Here is a 17,668-nt window from a genome sequence, read left to right as displayed (position 1 = left end):
GGTCGTGTATTCATTTTTTAGTCCATTTCCTTATGTTCGTTTATTGATTTATTGGGTTCTCGGAACGCTGATGGCACGATTTTGTCCGCAATGGACTTGGGCTCCTTTAGCCACGTTAGGCCTTTGTTTAAGTCTTTTTCAAGCTGAATTTTTGTTCGCACTCGCATTAATTACCCTCAGTATTTTTCGTTTTGATCAAGTACAAATTCCTTGTTCCCTAGCCCATGATTCAGCCATGCGTGCATGTGTGGTGGAGGTAGTGGAGCCACCCATCGAAAAGGCGAAAACATGGTTAGTTGTAGGTCGTGCGCTCGCTTTGCGTGATCAGGGCACATGGCATTCCGCTTCTGGATTTTGGCGCGTCTATTTTGAGAAGTCGGCACGCCCACCCCAGCGCGGAGCTACTTATTTAGTCATTGGTTATTTAAATCCTATGCCAGCACCTATATTTCCTGGCGGTATGGATTGGTCGGCATACTTTGCACAAAAGGGTGTAGGCGGGCAAATATATGTCAAAAACGACCAATGGGAGCAATTTGGTAGCATAGAATATTCGTGGGATTGGTTGGCACGCAGTCAAAAATATTTTCAAACGGCCCTTCAGCGTGCCCTCCCCGCGGGAGTCGATCGCGATGTTGCGGAGGCGATGTTTTTGGGTGTAGCATCTACCATTGATTTTGAGACGATGCAGCGCTATGCTTCTTTAGGGGCAATACATATTTTGTCTGTCTCGGGTTTACATGTTGGTTTTCTGTATCTAGGTTTAGCATTTATATTTGGCTTTTTACGCCGCTCGCCGGGGATACATTTTTTGATGTTTATGCTTTTTCTGTGGGCTTATGCAGGCTTGACGGGTTTCTCTGGGCCTGTTTTGCGTTCCGCTTGGATGTTTTCTGTCATTTTGGGGGCTAAGTCATTTCGTCAAAATCATCACCCCGTCAATACGCTTGCATTTTCTTGTTTAGTTCTCTTGGCCTGGGATCCTCAATTCATTTTTCAAGCTGGATTTCAGATGTCCTATGCTGCAGTTCTTGGGTTGATCCTGTTTCAGTCTAAGATGAAAAATTGGTATACAAGTAAATTCTGGCTAGTCAATCAGTTATGGGAAGTTACGTGTGTGGCGATTGCGGCTCAAATACTTACTTGGCCTTTGGTTTTGTATTATTTTCATCAATTCCCTCATCCGTTCTATTTTTTTCTTCTCAACCCGCTTTTAATTCTCTTGTCAAGTATCACGTTAGCGGTCGGTTTTATATTTCTGGCATTAAGCCCATTTAATTTCTCTTGGTTGGGTTATTTACTTTCCTTTTGTTTCCAATGTTTTCATGGGCTACTGTTTTTTGTTGCCGATTATTTTCAACCGGTAATTCCATTGCTCCAACTAAGTTTTTGGGAGGTTGTTGCTTATTTTTTCATGGTATGTTTACTCGTGATTTGGTGGTATAGGCGTGCAATTGGGGTGATTTTTTTGATGGGGGCGCTGATTCTATGTTTAACTTTTCAGCGAATATGTTGGGTGCCTAAAGATGAGTTATTCGTTACAGTTCATGAGAATCGGGCTATAGCTGTTCAGGTAGCTGGAGCACACGCGGTACTTTATGGACAGATAACTCCGTCTTGGGTGCAATCGAACATTGTTCCTTTGTTGGCATCCTCGCACGTTCAAGACACCATATCGCGTATTTTACCGCGTGCTTGGAAGTATGCGGGGCGAAGCTTTTTTGTGGCGAGTAAACCTTGTGCGCCGGGTTCGCATGTCGCCACCGACTTGATTATTGAGCCTGATCAAGTAAATAGAGATTTGCGGTGGTTAAAATTTTGGCCGATGTCTCATTGGTATTTTGTACGTAGGCCAAGTATCTACCGGTTGAGTCAAATCCGAGGTTTACCTTCTCGCGGGGTAACATTTTTGAGCGAAGGCCCTGCGGTTAATTTCACAAAAAAGGCTGCCCTTTTGAGGCAGCCTGAATTAAATTAGCTTGGTTTCTTCTCGTTACGTTTACGCTCGTTTGGATCTAGCCAAATTTTACGCATACGTAAAGATTTAGGTGTAATTTCTAAGTATTCATCCTTTTGGATAAATTCCATACACTCTTCTAATGAGAAGTTTAATTTAGGAGCAATTTTGGTATTTGAATCCGTACCTGAAGCACGCATATTCGTTAATTGCTTAGCTGCTTGAAGGTTTACTTCGATGTCGTTTTGACGATTATGCTCGCCTACAACCATCCCTGTATAAATTTCTTCACCAGGATCAATGAAGAATACCCCTCTGTCTTGTAATTTATCGATTGCATACGGAATCGCAGGACCTGTATTCATCGAGATTAAAGACCCGTTGATACGCCCAGGAATCGCACCTTTAAACTCTTCATATTGAATAAATCGGTGGGCCATGATTGCCTCACCAAAAGTAGCAGTTAATACTTTTGAGCGTAATCCAATTAAACCACGTGATGGAATGTTGAATTCTAAGTGTTGCAAGTCACCTTTCGGTTCCATAATCAACAATTCGCCTTTTCCTTGCGTGGCTAATTCGATTACTTTACCAGCCACTTCAGCCGGAACGTCTACGACTAATGATTCGATAGGCTCTAAGCGCTCACCATTTGGACCTTCTTTGAAGATAACTTGTGGCTGACCTACCTGTAACTCATATCCTTCACGACGCATGGTCTCAATTAACACGGACAAGTGTAGAATTCCACGGCCAAAAACTAAAAATTTATCTTCGCTTTCTGTGGTAACAACCTTTAAAGCTAAGTTTTTCTCCGTCTCTTTGAACAGACGATCACGGATGTGGCGCGAGGTAACTAATTTCCCTTCCTTACCAAAGAACGGGGAGTTATTGATCGTGAACAACATATTCATCGTAGGCTCATCTATCGCAATACGTGCTAAAGCCTCTGGATTTTCTGCATCAGCAACGGTGTCACCAATTTCGAAATCTTCAATACCTGTAATGGCACAGATTTCGCCACATTCTACCTTGTCAACTTTAACTTTACCAAGACCTTCAAAAACTTGAAGCTCTTTGATTCGCATTTTTTTCGTGCTTCCATCTGCCTTGCAAAGCGCGATTTGCATTCCCTCTGTCAAAGTTCCACGCTCTAAACGACCGATCGCAATACGACCAACGAATGAAGAATAGTCTAACGAAGTAATCTGCATTTGAGGAGTACCTTCTTGAACTTTAGAAGCTGGAATATGCTCGATAATTGCATCCAATAATGGGATAATGTTATCCGTTGGTTGTTTCCAATCAGTGCTCATCCATCCTTGTTTCGAAGAACCGTAAATACATGGGAAATCTAATTGATCTTCCGATGCCTCTAGGTTAAACATCAAGTCGAACACACTTTCGTGCACCTCGTCTGGACGGCAATTCTCTTTATCTACTTTATTGACGATAACGATTGGTTTTAAACCCAAAGCTATAGCCTTTGATAATACAAAACGTGTTTGAGGCATTGGGCCTTCGAAGGCATCCACCAACAAGATAACACCGTCTGCCATACGTAGAACACGTTCTACCTCACCGCCAAAGTCGGCGTGACCAGGTGTATCAATAATGTTGATTTTCACCCCATTGTAACGAACGGATACGTTTTTTGACGTAATCGTAATACCGCGTTCACGCTCTAAGTCGTTATTATCTAGGATCAAATCTCCAAATTCTTGGTTTTCACGGAAGATTTTAGAGGCATGAATAATTTTGTCCACAAGAGTCGTTTTACCGTGGTCAACGTGGGCAATAATGGCAATGTTACGAATGCTTTGCATAAAAATGTAGGCGTTGAATGAATTAAAATTCTCCTTAGTCGGGGAATTTAAGGTGCAAAGGTAGGTATAATTTCTTTGAAAAGTGCTAATTGATTAAAAATCAGCGCGCGTGAATTTAGTGGGCCACAGAGTGAACAGCCTTTTGTGCAGGTTTAACTTGATATAGTTCCTCTATTTTTTGTGCAATTCCAACAGAATCTATCCCACATAGGTGATATAATTCAGCTTGTTCTCCGTGTTCGATTAGTGAATCTGGAATTCCCAATCGGATCAGCTGGTTGGTATACCTATTATCTACCATGAATTCTGCAATGGCAGAACCGAAGCCTCCTACGATGGATGCATCTTCTACGGTGATTACCGAGGGGTATGCCTTGAAAACATCATGTAATAGCGCTTCATCGAGCGGTTTTACGAAACGCATATCGAATAAAGCTGGTTCTAAACCTTGTTCGCGTAATAAATGACATGCTTTTTCTGCCTCATTACCAATATGGCCAATGGACAATACAGCAACTTGTTTTCCGGCTAAGACTTGTTGGCCTTTCCCAATTTCCAATTGCTCAAAATCAGTCCGCCAAACGGGCATAACGCCCTCGCCACGTGGATAGCGAATCGACATGGCCATGCCTAAATCCTTAAATGAATCTAGCTGGGCTGTAAACATCATGTTGCGTAATTCTTGTTCATTACGTGGTGCAGCCACGATCATGTTTGGAATGCAGCGCATGTAGGCTAAATCCAGGTTGCCATGGTGTGTTGCCCCGTCTGCCCCAGCGAGTCCTGCCCGATCTAGACAAAAGATAACGGGTAGTTTTTGGATACATACATCATGAATGACTTGGTCGTATCCACGTTGCATAAAGGAACTATAAATATTGCAAAATACGGTTAAGCCTTGTGTGGCTAAGCCGGCTGAAAATGTAACGGCGTGTTGTTCCGCGATGCCCACATCAAATGCGCGTTCGGGCATGGCACGCATCATAATATTCATGGATGATCCGGAAGGCATCGCTGGCGTGACCCCCATGATTTTTTCATTTTTCTCCGCGAGCTCGAGTAAGGTATTACCGAAAACCTCCTGGTATTTAGGTGGCTGAGGATTATCAAATGTCTTTTTATGAATTTCGCCCGTTATCTTATCAAACTTGCCCGGCGCATGCCAAAGCGTTTGATCTTTTTCAGCCAAGGAATATCCTTTGCCTTTTGTGGTGATGCAATGTAAAATTTTGGGTCCAGGAATATCCTTTAAATCGCGAAGAATTGTAGCTAGGTTATCCACATCGTGGCCATCAATGGGTCCGAAATAACGCAAGTTAAGGGACTCGAATAAGTTACTTTGGTTTAACAAAGTAGCTTTTAATCCATTTTCTATTTTGGAAACAATTTCCTGAGCAGACTTTCCAAAGGTGGACATTTTACCCAATAAGTTCCATACGTCGTCCTTTACCTTATTATAGGTGTGCGAAGTGGTAATATCTGTTAGATATTCCTTTAATGCACCTACATTGGGGTCAATGGCCATGCAGTTGTCATTTAAAATGATCAACATGTTATTTGGAATATCTCCTGCATGGTTCATGGCCTCGAACGCCATACCCGCTGTCATGGAACCATCGCCAATAACGGCAATATGCTGGCGATCGAATTCTTTCTTATATCGTGATGCAACTGCCATACCTAAAGCAGCAGAAATGGACGTACTTGAGTGTCCTACTCCAAATGCATCATATTTACTTTCGGAACGTTTAGGAAATCCACTAATTCCTCCGAAAAGTCGGTTCGTATGAAATACCGGCTGTCGGCCCGTTAAAATCTTATGTCCATACGCTTGATGACCTACGTCCCACACCAACTGGTCGTCGGGGGTATTGAAAACATAGTGTAGCGCTACGGTTAATTCTGTGACACCTAAAGAGGCACCGAAGTGACCTCCATTGACAGAAACATGATCGATGATATATTGTCTCAATTCCTGGCATACAGCGGGAAGCTGATCCGCGGGAAGCTTGCGCAAATCCGCTGGGGATTGAATCTTGCTCAGTAAAGGCCCGGCTGGGAATTGGGTTGACACGATATAAATTTATTCAAGTGAAAGATTAACCACACAAAGGTAAAAATGTTTTTCTGGCTTATTCATTTTTTTGACTCGCTTGGAACAATCTCTTTTTCTCTAATTTACTTAAACTATCAAATCCAGATTTAGAAATTTTATCCAAAATCTGGTTAAGTTCCTCTTCGTCAACTACTTCTGAAGTTGTAATCGACACGGTTTTTTGTGCAGCGACCGTTACATAAGTTAGCACTTTTTCTATTTGCTGGGTAGCAGTCTGTGTGCGTTTGCTATATAATGCAAAAAGCACCCCCACAAGAGCTCCTCCTAAATGAGCAATATTCCCACCGCCATTGGAACCGACGCTTTCTAGCACGGACCAGATTACGTAGAAACCTGAAATGTATTTGATTGCAATGGGTCCAATTAAAAACAAATGGACTGTGTAATTTGGCCGTAAAGTGGCGGCGGCGGTAACGATCGCATATACGCCTGCCGATGCCCCCATTAAAAAAATGGGTCCTTGATTCACGTAATAAGGGATGGAGTTCAAGGCGCCAATATAGGTGACTGCACCAGCCAAGCCTCCAATGAAGTATAATTTTATCGTTTTGTTTTGGCCTAAAAAATCCTGTAAAATTTGTCCAAACCAGTATAAAAACAGCATATTGAAAACCACATGCATCAGATCCACATGGACGAAAAAATAGGTTAGAAACGTCCACGGTTTCCGACTAAAATCTGCGAATGCGGATGATAAGCTTAGTTGCTCCAAAAAAGACTCGAAAAATTCAGATTTTCCTGCTAGGATAAGGGTAACCTTTGTGAGCATCAAGGCAATAAATATTCCTACATTGGTCACGATCAACTGCATCAGACCACGATTGGGCTGCTGGAATATTAACTTCATATCTTGCCAAATGCTGCGCATATCAATAGAAATTATTTCGTTTTGTTCCCCAAAATTTTAATAAAATCACCGCAAAAATCATTCCACCAATGTGTGCAAAGTGAGCAACATTATCTCCTTCGTATTGTTGGATGCCTTGATAAAGCTCATATAGGCCATAAAAACTCACAAAGTATTTAGCTTTGATCGGTATCGGAAGTGGGAATAAAAACATCTCTGAATTCGGGAAAAGGTACCCGAACGCCATTAATATGCCAAATATTGATCCTGAGGCACCTCCTAAAATACTGCGATTGATAAATTCGTCATAATTGGCATGTACCCATTCGATATTGAGCGCCACACCTTGCGGAGATCCAATTACAGCATAATGCTGCGCGTAGTCCATTAAATTAAATGAGCTTGGATTGCTTAATACAAGTTCAGTTGCGCGTCGAATATCTGCAAAATCTACAAAATGCTGGATCCCCACATAGAGTACACCCGCACCAATACCGCAGAAGAAATAGAAGAAAAGAAATCGCTGAGCTCCCCATATGCGCTCAAGTAAAGAGCCGAACATATAAAGTCCAAACATGTTGCCCAGCAAGTGAAAAAAGCTGCCATGCACAAACATGTAGGTAACCAGCTGAAATGGATAAAAATCCTTCGCGCCAAAATAATGTAAACTTAGATATTCATCTGGCAAAAACGATTTAGCCAAAAACATACCTACGTTAATGAGAATCAATAAACGAACGTTGGGTGTTAAATCTCTAAACATATTTATTCCTCGTAGCCCCAGTCGATGCGGGTTTTCATGTCTTTAATTAATAGACCCATGGATTTGAAACTAGCTCGTATCTCATCCACTTTGTCATATTGACGGTTGGCCTTAAAGTCTTGATACAATTGCAACATACCTTTGATTAGTTGGTCCTGATTTTCAGGAAACTCCTCTAATAAACCAAGGACATCCTCCATAAAGCTGATGTAATTTGATTTTAAAGCATCAAATCCAGCTTGTCCTAATTGCTCAAAACTAAGTTGGCCCGTATACAATTGATTAATCTTCTTTAATAACGAAAATAGGCTGGCAATTGTTACGGCCGTATTTAAGTCGTCATTCATCCCGTCGTAGCATCCTTGTATGTCGGCATGAATTTCAGCTAAAATCGCACTGTCCACAGACTCGTTTAGATCCGCAGGATATGTCATCGATTTAATGATGCGCAACCCATTAGCCATGCGCTTATAGCCTTTTTGGGCAGCTTTTAAGGCATCGTTTGAAAAGTCTAATGTGCTTCTGTATTGCGATTGCAACATGAAGAAACGTACCGTCATGGGACTATAAGGCTGTTCCAAAAGCGGGTGATTCCCTGTAATTAATTCGTTGGGTAAAAATGAATTACCGAGGGATTTACTCATCTTTTGGCCATTGACAGTAAGCATATTTGTATGCATCCAATAGCGTACGGGGGCGCGTCCATGGGCTGCTTTTGCTTGTGCGATTTCACATTCGTGGTGTGGGAATTTTAAGTCCATTCCTCCTCCGTGAATATCAAAGGTGTCACCTAGATATTTGTGGCTCATACATGTACATTCGAGGTGCCAACCAGGAAATCCGTCTCCCCATGGGGAAGGCCAGCGCATGATATGTTCAGGAGATGCTTTTTTCCAAAGTGCGAAATCGAGTGGGCTACGCTTTTCACCTACGCCGTCTAAATCCCGTGTTTCGGTTAATAAATCATCTAAAATACGCCCTGATAATTTACCGTAATCACCTCCTTGTTTGTTATAGGCCTCGATGTCAAAATAAATTGAACCATTCGATTCATACGCCATGCCTTTATCTAGCAAGGTTTTTGTCGTTTCAATTTGTTCCACGATATGTCCTGTAGCCGTGGGTTCAATGCTAGGAGGTAATAAATTGAATTTCTGCAGTACTTCGTGAAAATCATTGGTATACCGCTGTACTATTTCCATAGGCTCCAGTTTCTCCAATTTAGCCATTTTGCCAATTTTGTCTTCGCCTTCATCACCATCACCCACTAAGTGGCCTACATCCGTGATATTGCGCACATAGCGTACTTTATAGCCAATTTTCTTTAAATACCGATGGAGTATATCGAAGGAGGTAAACGTTCGAATATTACCTAAATGAGCATAATTATAGACCGTTGGCCCACAAACATACAATCCCACATGTGGCGCATTGATCGCTTCGAAGATTTCTTTTTCTCGACTTAGGGTGTTGTATATTTTGAGTGGCTGCATGAATACCGGATCTGGGTTCTGTATAAGGAATTAAAATTAATCGTATTCTTTTAATTCACCAAACAAATGAGGGGCTTGCGAATTGTATTATCTTTGTATGTTTTTGGTCAAAAAATGCTTTCGCCAATATGGTTTTAAAGGAAATAGGGGACGATAGAGCTCTTAAACGAGAATTTTTAAGAATAGCTGTAGAACTATATGCGACAGATCCGAATTGGATTCGTCCGTTAGATAACGATATTGAGTCGATATTTGATCCGAAAAAAAACACACAGTTTAAAAATGGCGAAGCTATCCGTTGGATATTGCTTGACAATACCGGAAAAACAATCGGCCGTGTGGCTGCATTTTATTCGAAATCATCCGATGAAGTACCCGTGGGTGGGATGGGATTTTTTGAATGTATCGAAGACAAGACCGCGGCGTTTAAATTATTTGATGCCTGCAAGCAATGGTTGATTTCGAAGGGGATGGAGGGCATGGATGGGCCGATTAACTTTGGGGAACGCGATAGCTTTTGGGGCTTGATGGTGCAGGGCTGGGAGTATGAGCCAACGTATAAAATGCCTTGGACGAAACCTTATTACATCGCTTACTTTGAAGCTTACGGATTTCAAGATTATTTTAAGCAGCATGTTTTTGTGTCCTCGATTACGGGAGCCAATGTAACTGCTGGAATCGAAGAAAAAGCAGAACGAATTTATCAGAATCCGGATTATACGTTTAAACATATCGAAAAGTCGAATCTGCCTAAATATGCAGAAGATTTTCGAATCATTTTTAATGCAGCATGGTCTAAGTTCCCTGGAGTTTCTGCCATGTCCTCCGAACAAGCACAGAAACTAGTGCAGAAAATGAAACCCATCATCGACGAACAATTACTTTGGTTCGCCTATGGTCCAGCCGGAGAACCGGTTGCCTTTTTTATTGTGATTCCGGATTTAAATCAAATCGTTAAACATTTAAATGGAAAATTAAATGTTTGGGGGATGATTAAGTTTGTTCTCTTAAAGCTCCGTGGAACGCTTACGCGCACGTGCGGATTGATTTTTGGTGTGGTTCCGGAACATCAGGGAAAGGGCGTTGAGTCTGCGATTGCACTTCGTTTTCGTACGGCTGCACGTGAAAATCCATTTTATCCCTACACGACCATGGACATGAATTGGGTCGGGGATTTTAATCCGAAAATGCTTCGATTTGTTTCGCAGTTAGGCGCGACAAACGACAAAACATATATTACTTATCGTTTATTTTTTAACCCCAATCAGCCGTTTAGTCGGTGTGCTAAAGTTGGCTAAAATCATCCCTTATGAGTTTATTAACAATTGGAACCGTAGCGTTCGACGCTTTAGAAACGCCTTATGGCAAAACAGATAAAATTATCGGTGGGTCATGTACGTACATTGCTTTGTCTGCTGCATTTTTCCAACCCAAAGTAAATGTGGTCGCTGTGGTAGGCGACGACTTTCCTCAAGCGTACATGGATACGCTGGAGTCCAAAGGAATTAACTTAGATGGTCTTCAAATTAAGGCTGGAGAAAAGTCTTTTTTCTGGGCTGGGAAATACCATAATAACATGAATTCTCGGGATACGTTGGTGACCGACTTAAATGTATTGGCTGATTTCAAACCTGTGATTCCTGCTAGCTATCAAGATTGCGAATACTTGATGTTAGGTAATTTAACGCCTCAAGTTCAAATCGAAGCGATCGAAGGTCTTAAAAAACGCCCTAAGTTAGTGGTGATGGATACCATGAATTTTTGGATGGATGTAGCGATGGATGATTTGAAACGTGTGCTAAAGATGGTTGATGTGCTTTGTATTAATGACGAGGAGGCACGCCAATTATCTGAACAATATTCGTTGCGCACTGCTGCGAAATTAATTATGGCGATGGGACCTAAAACCTTAATCATCAAAAAAGGAGAACATGGTGCGCTCTTGTTCCAAGGATCGGACATGTTTTACTGCCCAGCTTTACCACTTGAGGAGGTATTTGATCCAACAGGTGCTGGCGATACGTTTGTAGGTGGTTTTATTGGCTACTTAGCAAAAACAGATGATATCTCATTTGAGAATATGCGCAAAGCCATAGTTTATGGATCAGCCATGGCATCTTTCTGTGTGGAGAAATTTGGTACGGAACGTTTGTTGGAAATCACCGACCAGGATTTAGATGGTCGGGTGAATGAGTTCCGTGAATTAGCGCGCTTCTAAATTGCGCCTACAATAACTTCGTGAAGATTTGAGGGATCTAGATATTGATTTGCTAGTTCTCTCAAATCTTTCGATGTACATGCCATGATTTGATGCTGAAAATGATCATAAAAATCAATTGGTAGCCCTTCCAAATAGATAATTTTTAGCTTGTCGGCAATATCAAATGCCTGCGTAAGCTCTCCCGTAAAACTGCCCATTAAATAGCTTTTAACAATCTCAAGTTCGTCTGATGGGATTAAATTTGTACGAAGTTCTTGGATTTCTCTTCTGATTTCACTGCAAGTTTCAGCTGCATTTTCTTTATTGACATCAGTGCCTATTACCCAATACCCTGCTCGCTTTAAGGGTACTAATGAAGAAGAAATTCCGTATGTGAATCCTTTTTCTTCACGAATATTTTTTTGCAATCGCGATCCGAAAAATCCACCCAGAATCGTATTCAAAACGCTGAATTTGTAATAATCTGGATTTTGGCGATTCATGCTCACTTGACCCATTCGAATCGAACATTGGAGTGCCTGCTCACGTGATTCATGCGTGCGTGTGGCACGTGGTGAAACCAGTACTGGGCGTTCAAAAAGGGCTGTTTTTGGCGTAATGGATAGGTCAACTAACGAGGCGACACACGCTATGGCCTCTGCACTTATTTGGCCCGAAAGAAATATGGTTGGTTGTTGGCCTAACCAATTAGTCTGATGAAACCCCACTAATTCTTCTCGTGTAATTTCTTGTAGGCTTTCCGCATTGCTTACTCGCCCATAGGGGTCGTTGGGGAACAATTGTGAGCGAAAGATTTGACTAGCGCTAAAAGCGGTCTTTTGCCAATTCAATTTATTCTTTTGAATTTCAATGGCGATTTCTTTTTCAAACTCATCTGTCGGAAAGGTGGCTTGGGTAATGATTTCAAAAACCAATGGCATCAATGATTCGAAGTGCTTGGTTAAACCGTATACGGTGAAGGTAGCATGATCTAGGCTTGATTGGATATCCCAAAATGCGCCATAAAAATCAAATTTTTGATTTAGCTCCTGCGCGGTATGCTGTTGCGTTCCACGTTTCATCAACATGGATGTAAGACTCGCTACACCCGCCCTTGTTGCTTCGCTCGCGCCTGCATGAATCGTATACTCGAATTTAAATACGGGCTGCTCTCCTAATGATATTGAATGGATATGTACACCTTGTTTAGTTGTGTATGTATTTGTGGTAGGAAACTGAATCCAATCAATGGGATAGGCAGGGGGAGCAAGTGTCCGATCAAGCATGTAGGGGAAGTTGGAGGTAGGCTTAAAACACAAATGACATCCCGAGAGATGTCATTTGATGAAAAAATAGCGTTAATTTATTTTCTTTCTTGATTGATTGCTGCCAATAAAGAAATACGTAATGTATTAGCAAGTGGGCTGCTAGATCCTGTAGGAACTAAATAAGCAAAATCAAAACCATATTTTTGGTCTAATTTAAACCCTATACCCATAGTGAAATATTTACGATCACCTTTCATGGCACTTTCGTTGAAATAACCACCACGAATTGCAAATGTATTATTGTAAAGATATTCAGCACCTAATGAAGCCGTTACTTCTTTTAACTCCTCGCCAAATCCATCCGGAGCATCAAACAACGAACCGAAAATTCCTCCGATAGCTGTTGTGTTGTTAGGATCTGTACCTGTTACGGCTCCGTTTGCATCAACCGACTGTGGCGTTGGAACCATTAATTTGTTTAAATCTAACGTCAAGATTAACTTGTTTTTCTCATCGATATTCTTAACTCCAGCAATTCCGGCACGCAGGTTTGTTGGAATGAAGTTTTTGTCTAAACCACCATAAGAAACTTTACCTGAAATGTTAGATAAAACTAAACCATAAGTTAAGTTCCAATTTTTCTCTGTTACTGAGTTCCAATATAATGCCAAATCAGCAGCAACTGTTTGAGCAGGCTTCATCTGAGAACCTTGCGCCTGGTAGCCACCAGTTAAATTTGAATTGATATATTTTAAATTAACACCCAACGATAATGCATTAGATAATTTACGAGCATGCGCTAAGGTTAGTGCGTATTCTTTGGAATTAAAATTACCAGCACTTGTTCCATTTGCTGTAGTAGCTTGGAAAAGGCCTTGATCAAAATAGTTGATTGAGAATCCGAAAGCTTGATCTTTCGATGTTTTCTTGTATCCCGCAATGTTATACAATGCCATGTCATTTACTAAATTACGTAACCATGGGGTGTATGAAATAGCGAATCCTAAGTCTTTATCTGCTGTCGCTAATTTGGCCGGATTCCAATAAATTGCATTAACATCGGATGAAATGGCAACACCTGCGTCTCCCATACCTGCAGAACGTGCATCAGGAGAAACATTTAAAAACAACATGGTTGGGGTTGGAACGCGACCTGCGTTCGTTTGACCTAAAACGGTAGTTGGTAATTGCCCAAAGGTTAGCGTGCTAATAGATACAGCAACTAAAGTAAAAACTACTTTTTGGATGATCGAATAATTCGTTGTCATTGTATAAAATTTATAAGAGAGTCTCTTAGCATTAAAGCTAGATTCAAAAATAGTTATTTTTAAGGTAAATGTTTGAAATTTAAAAAAAATCTTTGTCAAAATTTATTTTAGGGTCAATATTTTAGATTTAACGGTTTCGATGATTTTACCTTGGCTATCAAGTACATTTAGCTTAACAAAGCCCATTCCACCTGTACCAAGCATATTCACTGAAAATTCAAATCCAGCTTCTTGATTCGACATTTGAATCAAATCACCTGTTTGCTGAAATATTCGCTCCCCGACCACATTAAAAATTTCAAGTTCATATCGATCTGAGCTCCACACTCGATTAAGTTGCGTCCTGAATGTCATTTTCTCTTGTGCAGGATTGGGGTATAATTTCCAACGCTGGGAAATAGGAGCATTTTCGCCAACTGTAAATTTAAACGATTGTAGGCTCGCATTATTGTTGCTATCCCAACAATTCACCCGTAAATCATGTGAGCCAGCTTTCAGGTTTGTAAACATGTAACGCAAACTGCCTTGATTGGGTTTGTCCAAGCTGGGTTCCCAATACGGTAGCATGGGGATTTGTAATGTATCGTTCAACGTTAAAAAGGCAATTTCATTTTTTGGCCCATGCCACTGTAGTCCTTGGTCATCTGAAATAGTAATCTCACATGTTGGATTTGCCGAAAAGACCCCTTGAATTGGTTCATCCGGAAACGTAATCTGAATTACGGGAGGCTTTGTATCTGTCAATTCCATCTGTTTTCGCTGGACTAGTTGGTGCCCTGAAATAGCAATTCCTGATTTCGCTTGACCAATAAGCTTCATTTCCATTTTGCTTTTCGATGTGGGTAGACTGTTAGCGGAAATGGACGACATTCCTTGTTTTAGCACATGTGTGGACTTCCCAATAAGCTTTCCTGGTAATTCATAGCTAAATGCAGCGCCTTTCGTTCCCAAGGTTTTTGCTCCCGTATTGGCTGCATAATAATAAGCAGTTAATGGGCCTTCCGTTTCGCTTTCTGATTTGACCAAATAATTTGGCCCATCAGGCGCAATTGTTAAGGCATTACTTTGCCAGGGTAATGGACTGCTCGGGTCGCCCAACAAACTTATATTGCGGTTAATGACTCCCGTTTTGCTATCATTTTTTGTATCTCGAAATAAATCCCCCAATCGGTAGTTAGAAGATTTCATATTAGCGGATACATATTTGTAAAAGGCTTTTCCGAAAATATAATTGCTACTTTGAAATACAGGTCTTGTTGTACTGATTAGCGCAATGGAGCCCCCTTGTGGAGAAAGTAAGGCGATTTCTCCCCCTGAAAGTTGGTTCGGATCATCAAACCTTCCGAACTGGCAAGTTGCGGTCAAAAGTATAGGTAGGTGTTGGCTATTTTTTAGGCCAATGATATCATTGTTTGTCAGAATCTTTTCATCTGTCCATCCACTTTCTGACCCATGGCCGATGAAGTGGATGAAATCAGCATCTTGTGTAAATAAGGAAAGAACTTGTTTTTTTGCTGCGGAAGAGGTGTATTGGCCGTTGGAAACCTCCATTGGAAATTGATCCAAATAGGTTTTTTGATAATCAAATGCGAATTTACCTGCTTGCATGTAAGCCGAAAAATCTTCCGCATCCTGCATGTGAATGGAGAAATCGCCGTCATCAGCGACCCAACTAAACCGGTAGGGTCTTCTAGTTGCGGGTGAAGTTTTAGATTGGTAATCAATTAATTTTTGAATAAACATGTTGGCCTCAATCGGATTTTTTGCTGGAATTCGGCCGATGGCAAGTTGGAGATTCGGTTGTGTATTCTCCCAATCTCCCGCTTGCGAATCTATGATGCCAAAGTAATCGTCAGACGAATAACTTACTAAGGGCTGTGTGGATTCCAGGCTTTGATAGGTAGGGACGTAGCTGTTTTTTTCTAAGGCGCTAGCTACGGTAGACTTACCTTTGTAGTCGATGGATGCATCTCCTAAAATCAACACATAACGCAAGGTCGTCTGACTTGCCAAAGCCTTCAGGTAATTTCGAATAGCACTCACATCTTGTTTGCCTCCTGAAAATTCATGATAAATTTGAGCTGTTGTGACTATTTGAGTGGGTATTTTTTGGATGTTCGACTTGAATTTTGCTAGTTTTTCTGCTGCTTGTTGCAAAGGTGGGCTTGTGATAATAATAAGCTGCAACTTGGGGTCTTGGGCTAAGAGGTCCTGATTCGAAATCCGCTCTCGCCAAACAGGATATGCTGCTAGGCTTGAATTTCCAAGGGCTAATTGGCTGCCTGGGGAAAAACGAATTTCCATTTCTGCTCCGGGAGGTTGTATTTGTTGCCATTCATTTTGACCATTTTTCAGCCAAAGAAGGCTCGAAGCTTGTAAATTTGGTATTTGCACATTAGCCGTTGTGTCACGGGAATTGGTAAATAAATATAGAGGCTGGTCAGTAGTCGCATTGAATTTTCGTTTGTAGGCAAATTGAATATAGTCTATATATCCAGCTCCTGAAGTAGTTTGATACGCGATGTTCCAATTCCAGTTTGGGCCGGAAGAATTCATCTTTATGGGTTGTTTTACATCCGCAAAAAATGCTTTTTGGTCATACCTATTTCCTGAAATAGCAGGAATTTCGATTGATATAGGGGAATTTCCTGGAATGGCGAGCGTGAATTTACTTGGGGTGGTTCCGCCAGCATAAAAACGTGCTTTTAATTCAGCAGATGTGCCATCAAGGACATCTCTAATCACATATTGAAGGGCTAAATTTCCTGTTCCGAAAAATGCATCTCCAAGCCATGTCCGTCCAGATTGAATTAGATTATATTTTTCAGGTTCGTAGTGGGATAAGGTATGGGCGAAGTTTAATGGATTCCCGATTCCTTTTGGTGGTTTTAGCGTGGTAATGCGAAGCGGCTTTGGGTCGTCTACTCGCAAATAATAATAGCTTGAGTCTGAATACGTATTCGTTTCTTGGTTCCAGGAAGCGGATTTTACATCAAATTGAAGTTGGTTCGGGGATTCTCCCCAAAAAATCAGTTGGCCATTTCCTTCTATCGCAATCGGAACTGGGAATAGGTTATTCGTGGGAGCTTTGGCTGGATTTTGTGGAAGCATGCCTGGCGCAGAGGTGTACAAACCGAAATTTTGTGAATTGCCGGTGATTTGATGTTTTTTCAACCACGCTTGATCGATCCGATAAAAACCTGAAGAAGCAATAGCGATGCGGTGCCAAGTACCTTGCTTTAATATAGATTGGGCAAATGAAGCAAGCGGGAGGCCAATGAGTAAAATGCCGATAAATCGGAATTTAGACCAAAGGTTCTTGCGGTTGTACATATGCGTTTTTGGCAACTAAATAGTTTTTTCTTGACTGAGAATCCTGACAAATGTAACGTGTTCTGCGAAGTTTCCCTTTGATGAGGATCAGGTTTTTTAGTTGGAACACAGATCCTTCTTCTAAATCAATAAGCCGAGTGCCTATCGCTGGTTGTGTATCGAATGATGCTAATACGGTAACAAGTGGGGCATACCCCGTAGAGGTAGCCGCAGGATTCTGAAGGTATTTCCTAAGTACGTGAACGAGCGAGGCAGGTAATAATTCCTCATCTAAAATAGGCTCAAATAGTTCATAGAAATTCCGTTTCCATTCGATCCCATGCGGATTTACGTTGCTTTTGTGGATATCATAAGTTACTCGATGTGCCACTTCATGTATATAGGTGACTAAAAAGGCATACGGGTTTAAGTTGTGATTTACTGTAACTTGATACCCTTTTGTAGGCGAGTAGCGAAAGTCGCCAAGTTTTGTACCGCGTGCTTTCGAGACGATAAAGTCGAATGGATGGTCTTGCCATAATTGAAAGCAGTATTCGGCCACCTCAGGAGGGAAGTGATCAAAGAATGATTCTATTTTTTTGCTTTTCGTCATTCGAG

12 protein-coding genes are annotated in these 17,668 nt (G+C 41.3%); 3 read left to right on the top strand and 9 right to left on the bottom strand.

Annotated features, from left to right (window positions below; all coding sequences use genetic code 11):
- The first annotated feature begins 4 nt into the window (after positions 1 to 4).
- Entirely contained in the window at positions 5 to 1,978 is a 1,974-nt protein-coding gene (locus ACIQ6T_RS00290) for a ComEC/Rec2 family competence protein (protein ID WP_395783027.1), read from the top strand.
- Here ACIQ6T_RS00290 and typA read toward each other — a convergent pair.
- From typA to cysS, 5 genes are all read right to left on the bottom strand, one after another.
- On the bottom strand, positions 1,975 to 3,783 hold the full coding sequence (typA, locus tag ACIQ6T_RS00285; protein ID WP_395783025.1) for a translational GTPase TypA: 1,809 nt from the start codon (positions 3,781 to 3,783) through the stop codon (positions 1,975 to 1,977). The genes ACIQ6T_RS00290 and typA overlap by 4 nt on opposite strands.
- Positions 3,784 to 3,898: 115 nt before the next feature.
- Positions 3,899 to 5,857 carry a 1-deoxy-D-xylulose-5-phosphate synthase gene (gene dxs, locus ACIQ6T_RS00280; RefSeq protein WP_395783023.1) on the bottom strand — a complete coding sequence of 653 codons (1,959 nt, stop codon included), beginning with the start codon at positions 5,855 to 5,857 and terminating at the stop codon, positions 3,899 to 3,901.
- Between the two features lie 58 nt (positions 5,858 to 5,915).
- Entirely contained in the window at positions 5,916 to 6,767 is an 852-nt protein-coding gene (locus ACIQ6T_RS00275) for a rhomboid family intramembrane serine protease (RefSeq protein WP_395783021.1), read from the bottom strand.
- A 1-nt stretch (position 6,768) separates the two neighbouring features.
- Entirely contained in the window at positions 6,769 to 7,509 is a 741-nt protein-coding gene (locus tag ACIQ6T_RS00270) for a rhomboid family intramembrane serine protease (protein ID WP_395783019.1), read from the bottom strand.
- Positions 7,510 to 7,511: 2 nt separating this feature from the next.
- The gene (gene cysS / locus ACIQ6T_RS00265; protein ID WP_395783017.1) at positions 7,512 to 9,002 is read right to left on the bottom strand and encodes a cysteine--tRNA ligase; all 1,491 of its coding nucleotides are present in this window, start codon (positions 9,000 to 9,002) and stop codon (positions 7,512 to 7,514) included.
- A 128-nt stretch (positions 9,003 to 9,130) separates the two neighbouring features.
- Here cysS and ACIQ6T_RS00260 point away from each other — a divergent pair, with 128 nt between their 5' ends.
- A complete protein-coding gene (locus tag ACIQ6T_RS00260) occupies positions 9,131 to 10,300 on the top strand; it encodes a hypothetical protein (RefSeq protein WP_395783015.1) in 1,170 nt (389 codons plus the stop codon).
- A gap of 11 nt (positions 10,301 to 10,311) precedes the next feature.
- Positions 10,312 to 11,220: a PfkB family carbohydrate kinase gene (locus tag ACIQ6T_RS00255; RefSeq protein ID WP_395783013.1), complete on the top strand. Its 909-nt coding sequence runs from the start codon at positions 10,312 to 10,314 to the stop codon at positions 11,218 to 11,220.
- Here the strand turns inward: ACIQ6T_RS00255 and ACIQ6T_RS00250 are convergent.
- The 4 genes from ACIQ6T_RS00250 to ACIQ6T_RS00235 form a co-directional block, all read right to left on the bottom strand.
- Positions 11,217 to 12,488 (bottom strand): M16 family metallopeptidase, encoded by a 1,272-nt coding sequence (locus ACIQ6T_RS00250; RefSeq protein WP_395783011.1) that lies wholly within the window; start codon positions 12,486 to 12,488, stop codon positions 11,217 to 11,219. The two genes, ACIQ6T_RS00255 and ACIQ6T_RS00250, sit on opposite strands and share 4 nt — an antisense overlap.
- 77 nt (positions 12,489 to 12,565) lie before the next feature.
- Positions 12,566 to 13,738, bottom strand: a complete 1,173-nt coding sequence (porV, locus tag ACIQ6T_RS00245; protein WP_395783009.1) for a type IX secretion system outer membrane channel protein PorV — start codon at positions 13,736 to 13,738, stop codon at positions 12,566 to 12,568.
- A 102-nt stretch (positions 13,739 to 13,840) separates the two neighbouring features.
- Positions 13,841 to 17,071: a type IX secretion system sortase PorU gene (porU, locus tag ACIQ6T_RS00240; RefSeq protein WP_395783007.1), complete on the bottom strand. Its 3,231-nt coding sequence runs from the start codon at positions 17,069 to 17,071 to the stop codon at positions 13,841 to 13,843.
- On the bottom strand, positions 17,043 to 17,663 hold the full coding sequence (locus ACIQ6T_RS00235) for a hypothetical protein (protein ID WP_395783005.1): 621 nt from the start codon (positions 17,661 to 17,663) through the stop codon (positions 17,043 to 17,045). The genes porU and ACIQ6T_RS00235 overlap by 29 nt, the downstream gene beginning before the upstream one ends.
- Positions 17,664 to 17,668 lie beyond the last annotated feature (5 nt).

Source organism: Aquirufa sp. (assembly GCF_044377215.1).
Taxonomy (GTDB): domain Bacteria; phylum Bacteroidota; class Bacteroidia; order Cytophagales; family Spirosomataceae; genus Aquirufa.
The sequence above is the reverse complement of the archived record's forward strand: the minus strand, read 5'-3'. Positions and strand labels throughout refer to the sequence as shown.